This is a genomic window from Kitasatospora purpeofusca (assembly GCF_000718025.1).
GTDB classification, from domain to species: Bacteria; Actinomycetota; Actinomycetes; order Streptomycetales; family Streptomycetaceae; genus Kitasatospora; species Kitasatospora purpeofusca.
In genome coordinates, this window is record NZ_JODS01000022.1 from 79,191 (window position 1) to 95,175 (window position 15,985).

The 15,985-nt window shown below is 72.1% G+C and carries 13 protein-coding genes; all 13 read right to left on the minus strand.

All coding sequences use genetic code 11. The features are described 5' to 3' along the window. Positions 1 to 3: 3 nt before the first annotated feature. The gene (argC, locus tag IF01_RS0127460) at positions 4 to 1,014 is read right to left on the minus strand and encodes an N-acetyl-gamma-glutamyl-phosphate reductase (RefSeq protein WP_030396233.1); all 1,011 of its coding nucleotides are present in this window, start codon (positions 1,012 to 1,014) and stop codon (positions 4 to 6) included. Further along, positions 1,011 to 1,895: an ATP-grasp domain-containing protein gene (locus tag IF01_RS0127465; RefSeq protein WP_051742597.1), complete on the minus strand. Its 885-nt coding sequence runs from the start codon at positions 1,893 to 1,895 to the stop codon at positions 1,011 to 1,013. Before IF01_RS0127465 ends, argC begins: the two co-directional genes overlap by 4 nt. After that, positions 1,888 to 2,055 carry a lysine biosynthesis protein LysW gene (locus IF01_RS0127470; RefSeq protein WP_030396235.1) on the minus strand — a complete coding sequence of 56 codons (168 nt, stop codon included), beginning with the start codon at positions 2,053 to 2,055 and terminating at the stop codon, positions 1,888 to 1,890. Before IF01_RS0127470 ends, IF01_RS0127465 begins: the two co-directional genes overlap by 8 nt. A gap of 69 nt (positions 2,056 to 2,124) precedes the next feature. Next, a complete protein-coding gene (locus tag IF01_RS0127475; protein WP_030396236.1) occupies positions 2,125 to 3,051 on the minus strand; it encodes a transketolase family protein in 927 nt (308 codons plus the stop codon). Next, positions 3,044 to 3,970: a transketolase gene (locus IF01_RS0127480; RefSeq protein ID WP_279617277.1), complete on the minus strand. Its 927-nt coding sequence runs from the start codon at positions 3,968 to 3,970 to the stop codon at positions 3,044 to 3,046. Before IF01_RS0127480 ends, IF01_RS0127475 begins: the two co-directional genes overlap by 8 nt. Next, entirely contained in the window at positions 3,919 to 5,181 is a 1,263-nt protein-coding gene (locus IF01_RS0127485; protein WP_078880351.1) for a DegT/DnrJ/EryC1/StrS family aminotransferase, read from the minus strand. The genes IF01_RS0127480 and IF01_RS0127485 overlap by 52 nt, the downstream gene beginning before the upstream one ends. After that, entirely contained in the window at positions 5,181 to 6,269 is a 1,089-nt protein-coding gene (locus IF01_RS0127490) for a BtrH N-terminal domain-containing protein (RefSeq protein WP_078880352.1), read from the minus strand. The genes IF01_RS0127485 and IF01_RS0127490 overlap by 1 nt, the downstream gene beginning before the upstream one ends. Beyond that, on the minus strand, positions 6,256 to 6,933 hold the full coding sequence (locus tag IF01_RS0127495) for a beta-sandwich domain-containing protein (RefSeq protein ID WP_157855365.1): 678 nt from the start codon (positions 6,931 to 6,933) through the stop codon (positions 6,256 to 6,258). Before IF01_RS0127495 ends, IF01_RS0127490 begins: the two co-directional genes overlap by 14 nt. Continuing rightward, positions 6,930 to 7,508 carry a GNAT family N-acetyltransferase gene (locus IF01_RS0127500; RefSeq protein ID WP_051742593.1) on the minus strand — a complete coding sequence of 193 codons (579 nt, stop codon included), beginning with the start codon at positions 7,506 to 7,508 and terminating at the stop codon, positions 6,930 to 6,932. The genes IF01_RS0127495 and IF01_RS0127500 overlap by 4 nt, the downstream gene beginning before the upstream one ends. A gap of 42 nt (positions 7,509 to 7,550) precedes the next feature. Further along, a complete protein-coding gene (locus tag IF01_RS0127505) occupies positions 7,551 to 8,795 on the minus strand; it encodes a cytochrome P450 (RefSeq protein WP_094745659.1) in 1,245 nt (414 codons plus the stop codon). A 61-nt stretch (positions 8,796 to 8,856) separates the two neighbouring features. Further along, positions 8,857 to 11,481 (minus strand): thioesterase domain-containing protein, encoded by a 2,625-nt coding sequence (locus IF01_RS44325; RefSeq protein ID WP_051756323.1) that lies wholly within the window; start codon positions 11,479 to 11,481, stop codon positions 8,857 to 8,859. A 214-nt stretch (positions 11,482 to 11,695) separates the two neighbouring features. After that, positions 11,696 to 14,902, minus strand: coding sequence for a non-ribosomal peptide synthetase (locus IF01_RS0127525; RefSeq protein WP_078880354.1), 3,207 nt, complete (start codon positions 14,900 to 14,902; stop codon positions 11,696 to 11,698). A 351-nt stretch (positions 14,903 to 15,253) separates the two neighbouring features. Further along, a complete protein-coding gene (locus tag IF01_RS0127530; protein WP_208624362.1) occupies positions 15,254 to 15,886 on the minus strand; it encodes a TetR/AcrR family transcriptional regulator in 633 nt (210 codons plus the stop codon). Positions 15,887 to 15,985 lie beyond the last annotated feature (99 nt).

Consider the following 15,985-nt stretch of genomic DNA (forward strand, 5'->3'; position numbering starts at 1 on the left):
CGGTCACACCGGGTGCAATCCGGGGAAGGTCAGCCCGGACGTCTCCGGCAGACCGAGCATGAGGTTCATGCACTGCACCGCGCCGCCGGCCGCGCCCTTCACCAGGTTGTCGAGGCTGCCCATCACCAGGGCCCGGCCGCGGTGGTCGGCGACGATGCCGACATCGCAGAAGTTGGAGCCGAGCAGCACCTTGGGGTCCGGGTAGCGGAACGTCCCGCGCGCGCTGTTGACCAGCCGGACGAACGGCTCCGGGCCGTAGTCCTCGCGGTACATGGCGAGCAGTTCGCGCTCGCCGACGTCCCCGACCGACACCTTCGCCAGCGTCTGCACACCGCGCACCTGCGGGGTCGCGGTGACCGTCATCGACACGTCGACCCCGAGCGCCTCGGCCACCTCGGCCTCGTGCCGGTGGTCGAACGGCGCGAACACCCGCATCACTCCGCTGCGCAGGGCATGGGAGTTGGCGTCGCCGCCGGAGGCGCCGGAGCCGCTGCTGCCGGTCCTGGCGTCGACCTGGACGTCCTGGAGCAGCCCGCGGGCGGCGAGCGGCGCCAGGCTCAGGATGGCGCTGGTGGCCATGCAGCCCGGGACGGCGACCCGGGTCGCGTCGACGATCTGCTTGCGGTGCAGCTCGGGCAGGCCCCGGACGAAGGCCGCGGCGTGCTCCCCGTCGCGGCTCCAGCCGTAGTAGCGCTCCATCAGCGCGGGGTCCTCGATCCGGAAGTCCGCGGTGAGGTCGACGATCCTGGGCGCGAGCGCGGCCATGTCGTCGAGGATCTCCGCCGTGGACCCGTGCACCCCGGCCAGGAACACCAGGTCGACCGGTTCCAGTTCGGAGCGCCTGCGGTAGCGCAGTCCGCTGCCGCGCAGCGGTGGGTGCGCGGTCTCCACGGCGCGGCCGGCCTGGGTGTCGGAGGTGACCGCGGCCACCTCGACCTCGGGATGGTGCACGAGCAGGCGCAGCAGCTCACCGCCCACGAAGCCCCGCCCACCCACCACTGCGATGCGTTTCATACCGGTTCCTCCACCTCGACCATCTCGGCTGTCCAGGCCTCGACGATGCGGGCGGCGACGTCGACACCCGTCGCGCGCTCGAACCCCTGGAACTCGACCCGGGAGTTCACCTCCAGCACCGTGTGGCTCCCGTCCGCGCGCTCGACCAGGTCCACGCCCGCGATCGTCGCGCCGACGGCGGCGGCCGCCCGGACGCAGAGCCGGTGGACCTCCTCGTCGGGCGCGTGCTGCTCGACCGTCGCTCCCCTCGCCACGTTGTTGCGCCAGTCACTGCTGGACCGGGTGATGGCGCCGACGCACACGCCGTCGACGACGATGCCCCGGATGTCCGGCGAGCCCGGCCGGACCGCCTCCTGGACGATCACCGTGCGCGCGACCGCCGAGGGCAGCGCGGCGCAGTGCTCCAGGACGGCCTCGGCCGCGTACTGATCGGTGATCAGGCTGACCCGGTTGCCCCAGGAGGCGCTGAGGGGCTTGATCACGGCGGGGTAGCCGAGGGCGGCGACCGCCGCCCGGCCGGCCTCCGGGGTGGGGGCCAGCAGGGTGGTCGGGGTCGGTACGCCTTCCTGCCGCAACCGCAGGTAGGTGGACCACTTGTTGCCGCACACCCGGATCGCCGCGGCGTCGTTCAGGGTGCGGGCGCCGAAGGCCTCCAGCGACTCCCCCGCGAGGGCGGCGCGCTGGCTGGAGATCTCCCGGTTGAGCACCGTCGTCCCCCGCAGTTCCTCGGTCTCCCCGGGTCCGAACGACATGGTGCGGGGGTCCAGTCTGGCGACCGGGATCCCGCGGCGGTCCAGCTCGGACAGGAGCCGCCGTTCCTCGTAGCGGACGGTCGACAGCAGGATCCCGAGCCGTGTCGACGCACTCCGCGGATCACTCACCCCAGTCCTCTTCGGGCTCGGGCGCGAGGGCCAGCTCCAGCGGGTCGACGGACTGGATCTCCAGCTCGGTGGCGCAGCCGGGACAGCTCACGATCTCCCCCTGGTAGCTGTCCCCCGGTATCTTCAGCGGGCCGTCACAGCTGACGCACAGTGCATCCATCTCTTCCTGTCCTCTCTCGGTCTCTGCTCGGTCGTTTCCCGGTCACTTCGGTCGGTCGTCTCTCGGTCGCTACGGTCGGTCGAGGAACTCCAGTACCCGGCGCAGAACGGCTCCGGCGGTGAGTCCGCTGTCCTCCAGCAGGTCGCCGTGGCTGCCGGGCGGCAGGAATCCGGAGACGCCGACCGGCAGCCAGCGGATCCCGCGCGCCCCCAGCGCCGACGCCACCTGCGCGCCCATGCCGCCGGAGGTCCACGCCTCCTCCAGCGTGACCAGCCACCGGCAGTCGGCGGCGACGGCCCGGCCGACCGCGCGGGCCGCCTCCGGGTCGACGGTGTGGGCGTTGATCACCTGGGCGTCGTACCCGGCGGCGGCGAGCCCCCGGGCGACCTCCAGGGCGGTGGCCAGGATCTCCGGGCCGGTGGCGACCAGGGCGAGGTCGCGGCCGGGCCTGACCTCCTGCGGCACGCCGAGCTCCGGCTCGGGCAGTCCCGCGAACACCGGCGAGTCCTTGCGGCCGAGCCGCAGGTAGGTCGGGCCGTCGTACTGCAGGCACTGCCCCAGCAGGGACACAGCCTGGCGCGCGTCGGCCGGCACGACCACCCGCATGTTCGGCAGCGCGTTCATCAGCGCCAGGTCCTCGGTGGCGTGGTGGGTGGGCCCCAGCCAGCCGCCGCTGGCGCCGCCGTGGGTGCCGACCACGCACACCCGTCGCCTCGGGTAGGCGATGTCGAGCTTGATGAACTCGAACGCCCGGCTCACCGAGAAGGCGGCGAAGGTGCAGACCAGGGCGCGGCGTCCGCAGTGCTCGGCGCCGGCGGCGAGCCCGACGGCGGCGTTCTCCGCGATGCCGACGTTGAGGTAGTCCATCCCGGGGGCCGGCTTGACGCTCCCGGTGTCGGTGTCGACCACCAGTACGTTGTGGCGCGCGGCGAGTTCCGGCAGGGCGTCGGCGAACGCCGCCCTGGTGCTCGCCCGCTCCGGTGCGGTCTCAGCCACGGCCGGGCCTCCCCCCGCCGGTCGCGGCGGGCGCCGCCGCCGCTCCGAGGCTGCCGCGGACCCGGGCGAGCTTGCGCTCGGTGTCGAGCCGGACGAAGTGCGAGGCGGAACGGCCCTCCAGGACGCCCACGCCCTTCGCCTTGACGGTGCGGCAGACCACGGCCGCCGGCCCGGGGGCGCGGACCGCGCCGTCGAGGGCCTCGCCGAGCGCCGCCAGGTCGTGCCCGTCCACCTCGACCGTGTGCCAGCCGAAGCCGGCCCAGCGGTCGGCGACCGGAGCGCCGTCGCTGACCTCGCGCACCGCGCCGGTCTGCTGGAAGCCGTTGACGTCGACGACCGCCACCAGGTTGTCGGCGTTCAGGGCGCGGGCCACCTGCGCCGCCTCCCACACCGTGCCCTCCTGGAGCTCGCCGTCCCCGATCAGCACGAACGTACGGGCGGGGGTGCCGCCGGCCTGGCGCTGCGCCCACGCGGTGCCGTTGGCCAGCGCCAGCCCGTGGCCGAGCGAGCCGGTGGCGAACTCCACCCCGGGGACGGCGACATTGCCGTGGGTGGCCAGCCGGCTGCCGGGACGGCAGAAGGTGGCGACCTCCTCGCGGGGGACGAACCCCCGTTCGGCCAGGGTGGCGTAGAGGGCCATCGCCGCGTGGCCCTTGCTCAGCACGAAGATGTCGCGCTGCTTCCACTCGGGGTCGGCGGGGTCGATGTCCATGGTCCGGAAGAAGAGCGCGACCAGGATCTCGACGGCGGACATCGAGCCCCCCAGGTGGCCGCCCTCGGGCCCCGCGCACATGTCCACGATGTGCTCGCGGACGGCGCGGGCGCGGGCCGCCAGCTGCGCGGTCGTCGGCTGGTGCTCGGATCCGGTCAGCGGCCCGCACCTTCCGCGAGTTCCGGCAGGACCTTCAGGTGCGACCAGACCTTCTCCACGGCGTCGGCGAAGCTCTGGAGCAACGGTCCGGCGTCGGGGGGAAGTTGGCGCTGCTGGAGGGTGAAGCTGCGGTCGATGACCTGCTGGGTGACCGGCCAGGAGGCGGGGGTCTGCCGGTTCAGCGGACGCAGGGCCGGCTGGTCGGCGAGCGGCATCATCTGGTACCTGGTGACCGGCATGCCCTCGGCGCGCAGGGCCCGCATCAGCAGGTTCCTGGCCTCCCCCGGCTCCAGACCGGGCAGGACCCGCTCGAAGTCGACCACGAAGCGCAGGATGTGCCACGCGTGCTCGTAGCCGTCCGGCTCGGACGGGCAGGTCAGGCCCTCCAGCGGGCGCAGCCGGGCCAGGAAGGCCTCGACATTGGCCCGGCGGGCCGCGTGGTACTCGTCGAGCCGCTCCAACTGGCTGGAGGTGTAGGCGGCCTGGACGTTGCTCAGCTTGGCGTTGAAGCCCAGCCGGTGGCTGACGTAGCGGCGGGGGCGGTCCGGGCGGATCGTCTCGCCGAACTGGCGCAGTTGGACGATCCGGTCGGCGACGCGGTCGTCGTCGGTCACCACCAGGCCGCCCTCCCCGCAGGTGGGGAGGTTCTTGGTCATCTGGAGGCTGAAGGTGGCGGTGTTGCCGGACGCGCCGGACAGCACCCCGCGGTGGCGGGCGCCGTGGGCCTGCGCGGCGTCCTCGACCACCACCAGACCGTGCCGGCGGGCGACCTCGCCGATCGCGTCCAGGTCGGCGCTGAGGCCGTGCAGGTGGACCGGCAGGACGGCCCTGGTGCGCCCGGTGATCTCGGCGGCCAGGCTGTCCGGGGACATCGTGAAGGTGACCGGGTCGACGTCCGCGTACACCGGGGTCGCCCCGACGTGCACCACGGCCATCGCCGTGCCGACGAAGGTCAGGGCGGGCACCACGACCTCGTCGCCGGGGCCCACGCCGTGGGCCAGCAGGGCGAGTTCGATGGCGGTGGTGCCGTTGCTCACCCCGACGCAGCGCCGCACGCCCAGGTAGTCCGCCCAGGACCGCTCCAGCCGTTCGACGGCGGTCTCCTCCGTCCGGTCGGAGACGAAGACGTTCGACTCCAGGACGGACAGCACCGCCGCCCGGTCCGCGTCCGTCGTCCTCGGCCAGTCCACCGGTGCCAGCGACCCCAGTACGGGTTCGCCCCCGGCGAGCGCCAGCCCGCCCACAGACCCGCCATCCATCAGACGTCCGTCCATTCCGTCGCCAGGGCGAGCTGCCAGTCGGCAGCCAGCTGCTCGTACGCGTGCACCAGCTCGGCGCCGCGGCGCGGCACGAGTTCCGTGGTCCCGGCCGTCTCCGCCGCGTGGGCGCCGAGCAGCCGGACGTTCGACCAGGCCGCGACCACCCGGTCCGCCGAGGCGGCCACCTCCAGCAGTAGGGGCTGCTTGCTCCGGTGCGCGAACTCCTGGGCGAGGCGGCCGTGCAGGAACGCCTGCGACTGCATCGACCAGCCCAGGGTGTAGGCGCTGCGGAGTTCCGCGGGGTCGCCGCGGTGCTCCGTCAGCCGTTCGACGAAGCGTCCGAGTCCGGCCCGGCCGGTCCAGAGCCGGTCCCCGGTCCCGGCGGTGCCGCCGGTCCAGCGGTCCAGGTTGCCGCGCAGTGCCAGGGCGACCCGGTCGGCGGTGAGTTCGCCGGGCTGCTCGCGCACCGAGGTGGTGAGCACCCGGCCGCCGATCTCCCGGCTGGAGAAGAAGACGTCCTGGGCGTCGGAGGGATTGCCGGACAGCCAGCTCGCGAGCAGGTGCTCGGCGGCCAACCAGCCCTGGAAGCGCGGTGGTTGGGCGTCCGAGACGTAGAACTCCACGGCGCCGGCGGCGGTCCGCCGCCAGCCGGGCACCACCACCAGGTGGGCCGCGTGCACGTCGTGGAAGGCCGGGCGGAACGGGAGGTGGTAGTTGTCCACCGCCACCACGACGCCGGAGTGCTGCTCGATCAGCCCGATCAGGTCGTCAGCGTCCGCGCCCGTCGTCCAGGCGGACTCCACCTCGTGGTAGGGGCACAGGTCGCCCGCCACGCCCCGGTCCCCCTGGGCCGGGCGGTAGAACTCCTCGCGCGGGACGTCCTCCGGCGCGAAGACGAACTCGCAGGAGAGGCCCAGGACTTCGACGGGCCGTAACCCGTGTTCCAGCAGTACGCCGCCCAGGGTGGTCTGCAGGCAGCTCAACGGGTCCTCGTACCACTGGGGGTAGCTCCCGGCGGCGCCGTTCCACCGGGCGGCGCGCGGCGCGGTACCGGTCGTCCCGGCTCCGGTCGTCCTAGCTGAGTGCACGGCTGGCTCCCTGTATCAGCGGTTCGCCGTCGGCGCCGGCGCCCAGGTGGCGGCCGACGAGCGTCAGGGCGAAGAGATGGACGGCCGGGTTCCTGGGCAGCGACATGGCGGTGAGCGGCTTGCGCGAGGTCACCGGGACGCGCTGGCACCAGAGGGTGATCCCGATCCGCTCCTGCACATGGTGCGGGTAGTGGATGACGTCGGTGCGCAGCGCCAGCTCCTCGCCGAAGTCGGACCGGCCCTCCCACAGGTCGGAGAGCGCGAGGTGGTCCCGGTCCACGGTGCCGTCGGAGAAGTGCCAGGTGAGCACGTCCCTGACCCGGCGTTCCCCGCAGCCGATGAGGTAGAGCCAGTCCCACCGGCGCTCCGGGACCTCGATCCGCTGCCCGGCGCAGCGGACGTTGTCCGGGCCGGTGCCGTCGAGGCGGGCGGTGCGCAGCGGAACGCCGTCCACGAGGAGTTCCAGCGGCGCGTCCTGGGCCGGCAGCGAGTTGCGCCAGACGTTGAGGCGGCCGTCGGCGAGGTTCGCCAGGGTGGTCGCGGCCTGGTTGTTCATGAAGGGTTCGAGCGCGAGCACCTTGTGAGCGGTCTGATCGGTCGGAGCGGTCTGATCGGTCGGAGCGGTCTGAGCGGTCTGAGCGGTCTGAGCGGTCTGAGCGGTCAACGGAGATCCTTCCGTACCAATGCCCTGCTCTGCAGACGGGGTTCGACGACGGTGAAGCCGCAGGACTCGAAGGTGGTGACCCGGCCGCGGAAGCTGCCGCGTTCGAAGGCGGCCGCGGGGTCCCGGTCGTCCTCGGGGTAGGCCTCGATGAACTCGGCCTTCTCGTCCCGCGCCCACTGCGCGGCCCGGTCGATGAGCACCTTGGTGAGTCCCTGGTGCCGGTGGTCGCGGGTGAGGTAGAGACAGACGACGGACCAGATGCGCTCCGGGTCGTCGCCCTTCAGCAGCTTGGCCGCCCGGGACCTGGCCAGCCGGGGGAAGCCGAGCCGGGGGCCGACCCCGATCCAGCCGGCGGGGACGCCGTCGACCGTGCCGAGGACACCCACCCGTTCGCCGCCCTCGACCAGTTCGCGGAGCCGGTCCTTGCGCGCCGCGGTGCCGCAGGAGGAGCGTTCCTTGGCGGTCATGCGGAAATACGTGCACCAGCAGTTCTCCACGAGGCCTTTCGGCTCGAAGAATTCGCCGACCGTCGGCCAGTCGCCCGGCCCGACAATCGTGGTGACGAAATCGCTCATCGCTTCTGCCTTCCGCGGTGCTGTCGCCGTCCCGGTCGCCGATTACTTCCAGGCCACGGCGAGCGGCAGACATACTACGCCGTTCAGGAAGTTCGAGATCAGGTGCCCGGGTTCGCCGTCGAGGGCCACCGACCGCACATTCTTTCGCCAAAGGTCGAAGAATATCTTCATACCGATTGCGGCGACATGCTGGCCGATGCACCGGTGCACACCGAGGCCGAAGGCCAGGTGGCGGTTGGGCGAGCGGTCCGGGACGAAGCGGAAGGGATCGGCGAACACCTCCTCGTCGCGGTTGGCCGAGGCGATCCAGGCGGAGACCAGCGACCCGGCCGGCACCTCGGTCCCGGCGACCAGGCTGTCCCCGGTGGTGCGCCGCAGCACGTGGTTGACCGGGCTCGCCCAGCGCAGCGCCTCGTCGACGAACCGCTGGTCGGTCTCCTCCTGGCGGGTGAACCAGGACCACAGGTCCGCGTCCTCGGCCAGCATGATCAGCATCTGGTTGATCGTCTGCGGCACGGTCGGATTGGCGCCCATCAGGAACGCGTAGGCGTTCAGCAGCGGCACGTCCCGACCGGTGGTGTCCCCCACCACCTCGGCCGTGGCCGGGCAGCGGCCGCTCACCGAGTCGGCGGGCGGGGCGTCCTCGAGGACGTTGCCCAGCACGGACATGATGGTGGTGTGCGCCTGGAACAGCTCGATCCGGCGCTGGCGCTCGGACTCGGCCGCGTCCACCCCGCCCATCGCGCGCACCGTCGCCCGGCCGGTGACCGCCCACTCCTCCTGCGGGATGCCCATCAGCAGGCCGGTGATCGTCATCGGCAGGGTGACCATGGCCTCGCAGAAGTCGAAGGACTCCCGACCCCGGAGGGTGTCGAACAGCTCCGACATCCGGTCCGTGATGCCGCGCTCCAGGCGCTGCGCCGCCTGCGCCGTCATCAGCGGGGTGAAGACCCGCTTGATCGCGGGGTGCAGCGGCGGGTCGGTGAGGTGGATCGCCGCTCCGGCCGCGACGTCGCCGTCACCGCGCACCGTGAGCATGGTGCTGTACGCGGAGGAGAACGTCGCGGGGTCGTTCAGCACCTCGAACACGTCCGCGTGCCGCAGGGCCGCGAAGAATTCCTGGCCGTCCGGCGTCCGCTGCAGCGGCAGCCCGTCCTGCTTGCGCAGGTCCTGCCAGAGGGAATGCATGTTCCGGACCGCGTACTGCGATTCCTCGTAGAGGTCCGGGGACAACAGGTCCGACGACAGCAGGTCGGAGGATTCGGGGCCCGCGGGAGAAATTCGCATCGAAATACCGCCTTCACCTGGGATAACCGACACTCGAACAACACACGCGCACGGTCCGGGTCTATCCGCCGGCCGCCGCGCCCTCCCGGTCGAGGAATCCGATGCTCTCCGCGCATTTCATGTAGAAGCGCGAGCCGACCGACCACTCGGTGATTCCCTGGGCGCCCAGCACCTGCATCGCCGCCCGGACCACGCGCACCAGGGCGTCCTGGGCCACCAGCTCGAAGCGGCCGAGCACCTCCCCGTCCACCTCGGCGACGTGCTCCGCCAGCTCGTGCAGCCGGGTGCCGACGGCGTTCAGCTCGGCGTAGCCGCGGATCAGCGGGAACATCAGGGCGTCGAGGTCGACCAGCTTGCGGTCGAACTGCTCCCGGGCGGAGGCGTGCTCCCAGGCGGTCCGGAACAGTCCGAGGCCCAGGCCCAGCGCGTGGGCCGCGTGGCGCAGCCGGCACTCGGGAGCGGCGCAACCGCCGTGGGAGTCCTCGTCGGCCGGGCCGACGCCCCCGGCCGACCCGTGGCCGAGGCGGCAGGACCGGTAGGCGTTCTCGTACCCGAGGTAGCCCAGGCCCAGGGCGATCGCGCAGCCGACGGTGAGTCCGAGGCCGAGGCCGCCCTCCTCCTCCGGCCGCTCCACCCCGTCCAGGCCGAGGTCGGCGAGGGTCTCCGCGAGCGCGGTGCGCCGGGCCGGCGAGTGGGCGAACAGCGGCTCCACCCGGACGGCGGCGCCGACCGGCCCGAGGACCTCCAGCACGGTGTCGACCAGCTCCTCGCCGAAGCGGTGCAGGATCGCCAGGCAGCGCCGCTCGTACTCCTCCTTGAGGTCCGCCGCGATGGTGGAGAGCATCATCTCCGAGGTGCCGGCGGACAGGGTGAGCCCCGGTGACTCGGTCAGGCCCGAGAACAGCTCCTCGTGCACCAGGTCGTCGACGCCGGTGGTCAGACCCGGCGCGGTCCGGTCCGGGGTGCTCCGGCCCAGCGTGCTCCAGCGCCGCAGCACCTCGTGCCCGACCTGCTGGCAGGTCTCGCTGGTGTACAGCTTGGCGACGGCGGTGTCGATCGCCCGGACGTCGGCCCGCAGGAACACCTCGGTGGCCGCGCGGGCCAGCGTGGTGGCGCACTCGACCTGGCCCTCCAGGCGTTCCAGCCCCGGCGCCCGGCCGACCGTCGCGCGCAGCGCCCGCAGCCAGCGGGCCGCCCTGACGACGTGGTCGATGCCGGTGCGCTCGATGGCCAGCGCGCCGTCCAGCAGGGCCCAGCCTCGACCCTCCTCGCCGACCCGGCGCCAGTCCTCGACCTCGACGTCCTGCAGCCGCACCCGGCACATCCGCTCGCGCTGCACCGTCTCCACCAGCTCGACGGTGACCCCGGCGGCGGCCAGGTCGACGACGAAGAGCGTGATGCCGTCGTACTTGTGGCCGTCCCGGCCGGTGCGGGCGGCCACCAGCGCCGAACCCGAGATGTCGCTGTAGATGCTGAACACCTTGACGCCGTTGAGGACGTAGCGGCCGTCCCGCCGCTCGGCCCTGGTGCGGAGCGCGGCGAGGTCGCTGCCGGCGCGCGGCTCGCTGTAGAGGACGGTGGCGAACTCCTCGCCGCCGGCGAGGCGCGGGAGCAGTTCGCGCTTCAGGCGCTCCGAACCGGACTTGAGCACGAAGTTGCCGACGATCTGCACGGTCAGCGCGTGGACGAGGTCCGGCAGCCCGGTCGAGCAGAAGCCCTCGAACAGCTCGATGGCGAGCCGGGTGGGCAGGCCGCCGCCGCCGAACTCGCGCGGCCAGTCCGGGGCGAGCAGTCCACGCCGGCCGAGCTCCCGGTAGGCCTCGGCGATCGCGTCCGGGTCCATCCGGCGGGAGCGGATCACCAGGTCGCGCCAGTGCGGGGTGTCGACCAGCTTGGCCAGTGCCGTGTGCAGGGCGGCCTCGTCGGTCCCCTCGGCCCCGTCGGCCACCACGGCTTCGTCGGGCCCGACCGCGCCCGGGGCCGGTCCCGCGGCGGTGGCGGTGGTCCGGTGCTCCCGGAGGATCCGCTCGATCGCGGCGACGTTGCCGCTGTCGCCGAGCAGTCCGTAGTGGTCGCCGGGCAGGTCGTGGAGGTGCACGGCGCCCGTGGTCGCGGTGCGCCAGTCGGAGGTGAGCGACTCCGCCGCGCGCACCGAGACCAGGTCGAGGTCGCCCGGGGTGGGGTGCCACTCGCAGACCAGCCGCCGGTTGCGGGTGAAGAGGGCCAGCCGCTCGGCGAACACCTCCGGGTCCATGTCCAACCGCGCGGCGGCCTCCTCCGCCGTCCCGGCCGTGAACCCGGCGTCCTGCCCGCCGAGTTGCAGCGCGTCCTGGACGAAGCCGTGCAACGCCTCGGCGGGCGTCCACACCGGGACCGCCCGGCCCGCCCAGGTCGAGTCCAGCAGCACCACCTCGGGGCGCTCCCCGCGCTCCGCGAGCAGGCAGGCGATCTCCCAGGCGAGGGCGCCGCCGAACGACCAGCCGCAGACCACGTCGATCCGGGGGCCGTGCTCGCCGAAGCTCTCGACGTGCCGACGGGCGAGCTCCTGGATCGAGCCGGCCGGCCCGGCGTCGGCGACCGCGCGGGCGGTCGCGTCCAGCCCGAGGCACCGGTGGTCGGCCAGTCGCCGCACCAGCGGCTGGTAGGCCAGCAGGCTGCCGCCCACCGGGTGGGCGAACAGCACCACCCGGCCCGCCGTTGTCGTACGGCTCAGTTCGACGAGACTCGATGTGTCCGCCGGCGCCGATCTCGTCCGGAGATAGGCGTTCAGGCGTTCCCCGCCGTCGTGCGTCACATGTCCCCCAGCGTCGCGGTCCCTGTCGCGGTTACTGTCGCGGTCCGTGTCCCGACCGCCGTCCCGAACTCCGTCCCGAACTCCGTCCCGGCCCATCCCCCGGCCCTCACTCGGCCAGGAGTCGGGCGACGTCCTCTTCGGTCATCCCCTCGATGGCCGCCTGGAGCTCCTCCGGGGAGAGCCGGGCCAGCTGGGCGCGTTCGACCTCCAGCGCCAGGGCCTGCACGCTGGAGTCCGCGAAGAAGGCGGCCAGCGGGATGTCGGTGCCGAAGAGCTTCTTGATCTTGGACACCAGCTGGGCGGCCTGGAGGCTGGTCCCGCCCAGGTCGAAGAAGCTGATGTTCTTCGCGAAGTCGGTGCGGCCGAGGATCGGGCCGAACGCCTGGGTCAGCATTCGCTGTTCGACCTCGGTGAGCCGGTCCGCCGGCTCCGGCTCGACGGCGCCGGCGTCGTCGACGCCCGGCAGGGCGCGCTCGTCGATCTTGCCGCTGGCGTTGATCGGGAGCTCGTCCAGCAGCACGAACCGGCTGGGCACCATGGTGGACACCAGGAGCTTGCGGCAGTGGTCGCGCAGGGCCGTCTCGGAGGCCTCGCCGGTCCCGCCGGTCGCGCAGTAGGCGACCACCCGCTTCTGCTCCTGGTCCTGCTGGACCTGGACGAACACATTGCGCACCCCGCGGGCGGAGCGGACGGCGCTCTCGATCTCGCCGATCTCGATCCGCACCCCGTTGATCTTGACCTGCTTGTCGGCCCGGCCGATGTACACCAGCCGGCCGTCGCCGTTGAAGCGCGCCAGGTCGCCGGTCAGGTAGAGCCGGACCGAGGGGTCGTCACCGACTGGGTCGGGGATGAACCGCTGCCGGTTGTCCTCGTCCCTGTTCCAGTACCCGGCCGCCAACCCGGCGCCACCAATGGCCAGTTGACCGATGACACCCTGCGGCACCGGGACGTTGCGCGCGTCCAGCACGTACGCGAGGTGGTTGTCCATCGGCCCGCCCATCGGCAGCGCGGACGGCGCCAGCGGCTCCGCCAGCTCCTCCACGATGCTGGTGACGGTGCACTCGGTGACGCCGTAGCCGTTGAAGATCCGCCGGCCCCTGCCCCAGGCCCGGACCAGCTCGTGCGAGAACGCCTCACCGCCGACGAAGACGATCCGCAGCCCGTCCAGCGGCTCCGGGTCGAGCAGCTTCATCACCGACGGCGGCAGGTCGGTCACCGTGATCCGGTGCTCCTCCAGGAACCGCTGCACGCCCGTCATGTCGAGCCGCGTCGCGGCCGGCACCAGGTGCAGCGAGGCCCCGGTCAGCAGCGCGCCGAACATCTCGAAGACCGATACGTCGAAGCCGCAGGACGCATAGCCCAGGAACCGGTCCTCCGGGGTGAGTTCGAACAGCGTCCGGACGTTGCGGATGAACGCCAGGATGTTGTCGTGGGTGACGAGCACGCCCTTCGGCGTCCCCGTGCTGCCCGAGGTGTGCATCAGGTACGCGACGGCTCCGCCGCCGGGGGCCTCCGCCGGGGCCGGGCCGGCCGCCGGGAGCTCCGCCGGCAGCGGGGACTCCAGGGCCGGTGCGACCCCGGCCGTCGTCGCGTCGCAGACCACGAGCCTCGGCGCGGCACCGTCGAGGATCGACGCGATGCGGCCCGGCGGGTTCATGGCGTCGACGGGGACGTACACGGCGTCCAGCGCCATCAGCGCCAGGACGGTCGCGGGGTGGTCGGTGGACGGTTCGAGCGCCACACCCACCCGGTCGCCGGGGCCGATGCCCTGCGCCGCGAAGTGCGCCCGGAGCGCCTCCGCGCGGTCCAGCAGCTCGCCGTAGGTCAGGGTCGCACCGGGGGTGACCACCGCCGGCCGCTGCGGGTGCTCGGCCGCGACGGCACGGAAATGCGTGAAGACGTTGCCGGTCGGGAGCGAGGTCTCGCGGCCCTTTCCGAGAACGGACTGCACCGCCCGGGAATCCTCGTCGTGGGCCCACGCCTCACCGATGCAAAGGTTTGGAAAAGCGATGGCCCGGTCCAGGATTCCGACGAACGCGCGCTGCATCGTGGAAATCGTCGCGGCGTCGAAGACATCGGTGTTGTAAGCGGTGTGGACATCGAGGTCCGCACCGTTCCGGGTGACCGTCCAGGACTGGAAGAACTTCGCGTGCGTGGTCTCCGGCTCGGTCTCCACCGCGGTGATTCCGTCGAGCCGCAGCGGCTCCGCCCATTCGTTCATCGTCAACGTGTACTGGAACAGGGTGGAGCGCGCCGATTCACGCCGCACACCGGCCCCGGCGATAATCTCCTCCAGCGGCAGGTGGCCGTGCGCCTGCCCGTCCCGGAACCGCCGCTGGACATCCACCAGACATTCCCGGAACGTCGCCCCGGGATCGACCCGGCAGCGCAGCGGCAGCATGTTGATGAAGAAGCCGATCGTCCTTTCGCATTCGACTTCGGTGCGGTTGGCCGTCGGCACTCCGAAGATGATGTCCTCGGACCCCGAGTATTTGTTGTAGAGCACCGCCATCGCCGTGGCGTAAACGGTGATCGGCGTGGTCGACAGCGAGGAGGCGAGCTCGTTCACCCGGGCCGCCAGGCCCTCCCAGGTGGTCACCTCGGCGGCGCCGGCGTAGGTCGTCTCGGGCGGCAGCGGACGGTCGCCGGGGATGTCCATGACGTCGACACCGCGGAGCGCCGCGGCCCAGTGGTCCACGCTCTCCTGCCACGCCCCGGAGCTCATGCGCTTGCGCTGCCAGGCGCTGAAGTCGGCGAACTGCACGGTCGGGGGCTCGACCTTGGGCTCGGCGCCGACCCGGCGCGCGTTGTACTCCTGCTCCAGCTCCTCGAAGAAGATCGAGGTCGACACGCCGTCGAAGACGATGTGGTGGACCAGGAAGCCGAAGTAGTGGAGGTCGTCACCCACCCTGACCAGGGAGGCGCGCCAGAGCGGGAACGCGGTCAGGTCCAGCACCGTCCCGGCGAGCTCGGCCATCAGCCGTTCGGCCTCGGCCGCGGATTCCGCGACGGTCCGTTCGACGACGATCTCGGGGTTCTCGACAACACCCTGGAAGTACTCGTCGTTCTCCACCAGCACATGGGTGCGCAGTGCCTCGTGCCGCGCGACGATGCTCGCGAAGGAATCCGTGAGCGCGGCGACGTCGAGATCGCCCTCGAGCCGGAACAGGAAAGCGACGTTGTAGGTCGTCGTACCGGTCTGCAGCCGGTCCACGAACCACAAAGTGTTCTGTGAATGCGAGAGCGGTACATTGTTCCGGTCCTGGCGCGGGCGGGGGCCTTCGGTGATCTTGGCCCGGGCACGCGCCAACATACCCGCGAGCGACTGCTTCCTGTCCAATGCGGCACCGTCATGTGCTGAACTCACACAAAGCTCCCTTGTCGTCAAGTGCGATCAAAAGCAGCAGTTCTGCGGGTATTTCAGCAGTGCAGGAACGGGGTCGTGCGACTCAGATGCGCGTTCCGACCATCGGGCATCCTGCCGCAATGAATCAAGGCGGTCAAGGTCACCAACGCAAGGGGGATCCCGCCGCGGCCGCGTTTCGCGTCGGGCCGCGGCGGCGTTTCTCCTGGTGGAACGAGAAATTCGCGCACGTCGGCGGCGGAGTCCGGCGGTCCGCTCCCGTCCCCGCCACCGCCCTTGGCAGGTTCCGGACACCGGCGGTCAGCCGCCCAGCGAGTCGATCCAGCGCTCCAGCCGGCCCCCCTCGGCCAGCATCAGCCCGGGGTCGCGGAGGGTGTTGGTGAGCAGCGAGATCCCCTGATAGGCGGCGACCATTGCCACGGCCAGCTCGCGGGAGTCCTCCCGCCCCATCTCCGCGAACTGCGCCTCGACCCAGTCGAGCAGCCTGCGCATGACCTCCGCGACGGCGACGTCGAGGCCGTCGGCGCGCTTGTCGAGCTCCGAGGCGAGGCTGCCGGTGGGGCAGCCGTACCGGGCGGTGAGTTCGCGCTGCCCGACCCAGCCGGCCAGCAGCGCCTTCAGCCGGTCCTGGGGGGCGGGGAGCGCGTCGAGCTGCTCGATCAGCTCCTCCAGCCCGCCGCCGTGGGCCTGGATCGCGGCCTCGACCAGCTCGTTCTTGGTCTTGAAGTAGTAGTAGACGTTCCCGACCGGGACGTCAGCCACCCGGGCGATGTCGGCGAGCGTGGTCTGCTCCACGCCCTTCTCGTGCAGCACCTGGGCCGCCGCGGCGGCCAGCCGCTCGCGCTTGCCCGGGGCGCGGCCGGCGCTCTTCGCGGCCTTCGTGCTCGCGGCCTTTGCTGTCTTCGCCGTCTTCGAGGTCTTTGAGTCAGTCACCTGACTAAGAGTAGACGTCCGCCCCGGGCATCGGCTACCGTCCCTCTCAGTCAGCCAACTGACTAACTCGATCGGGACGGCCGACCACCGTCCCTCACA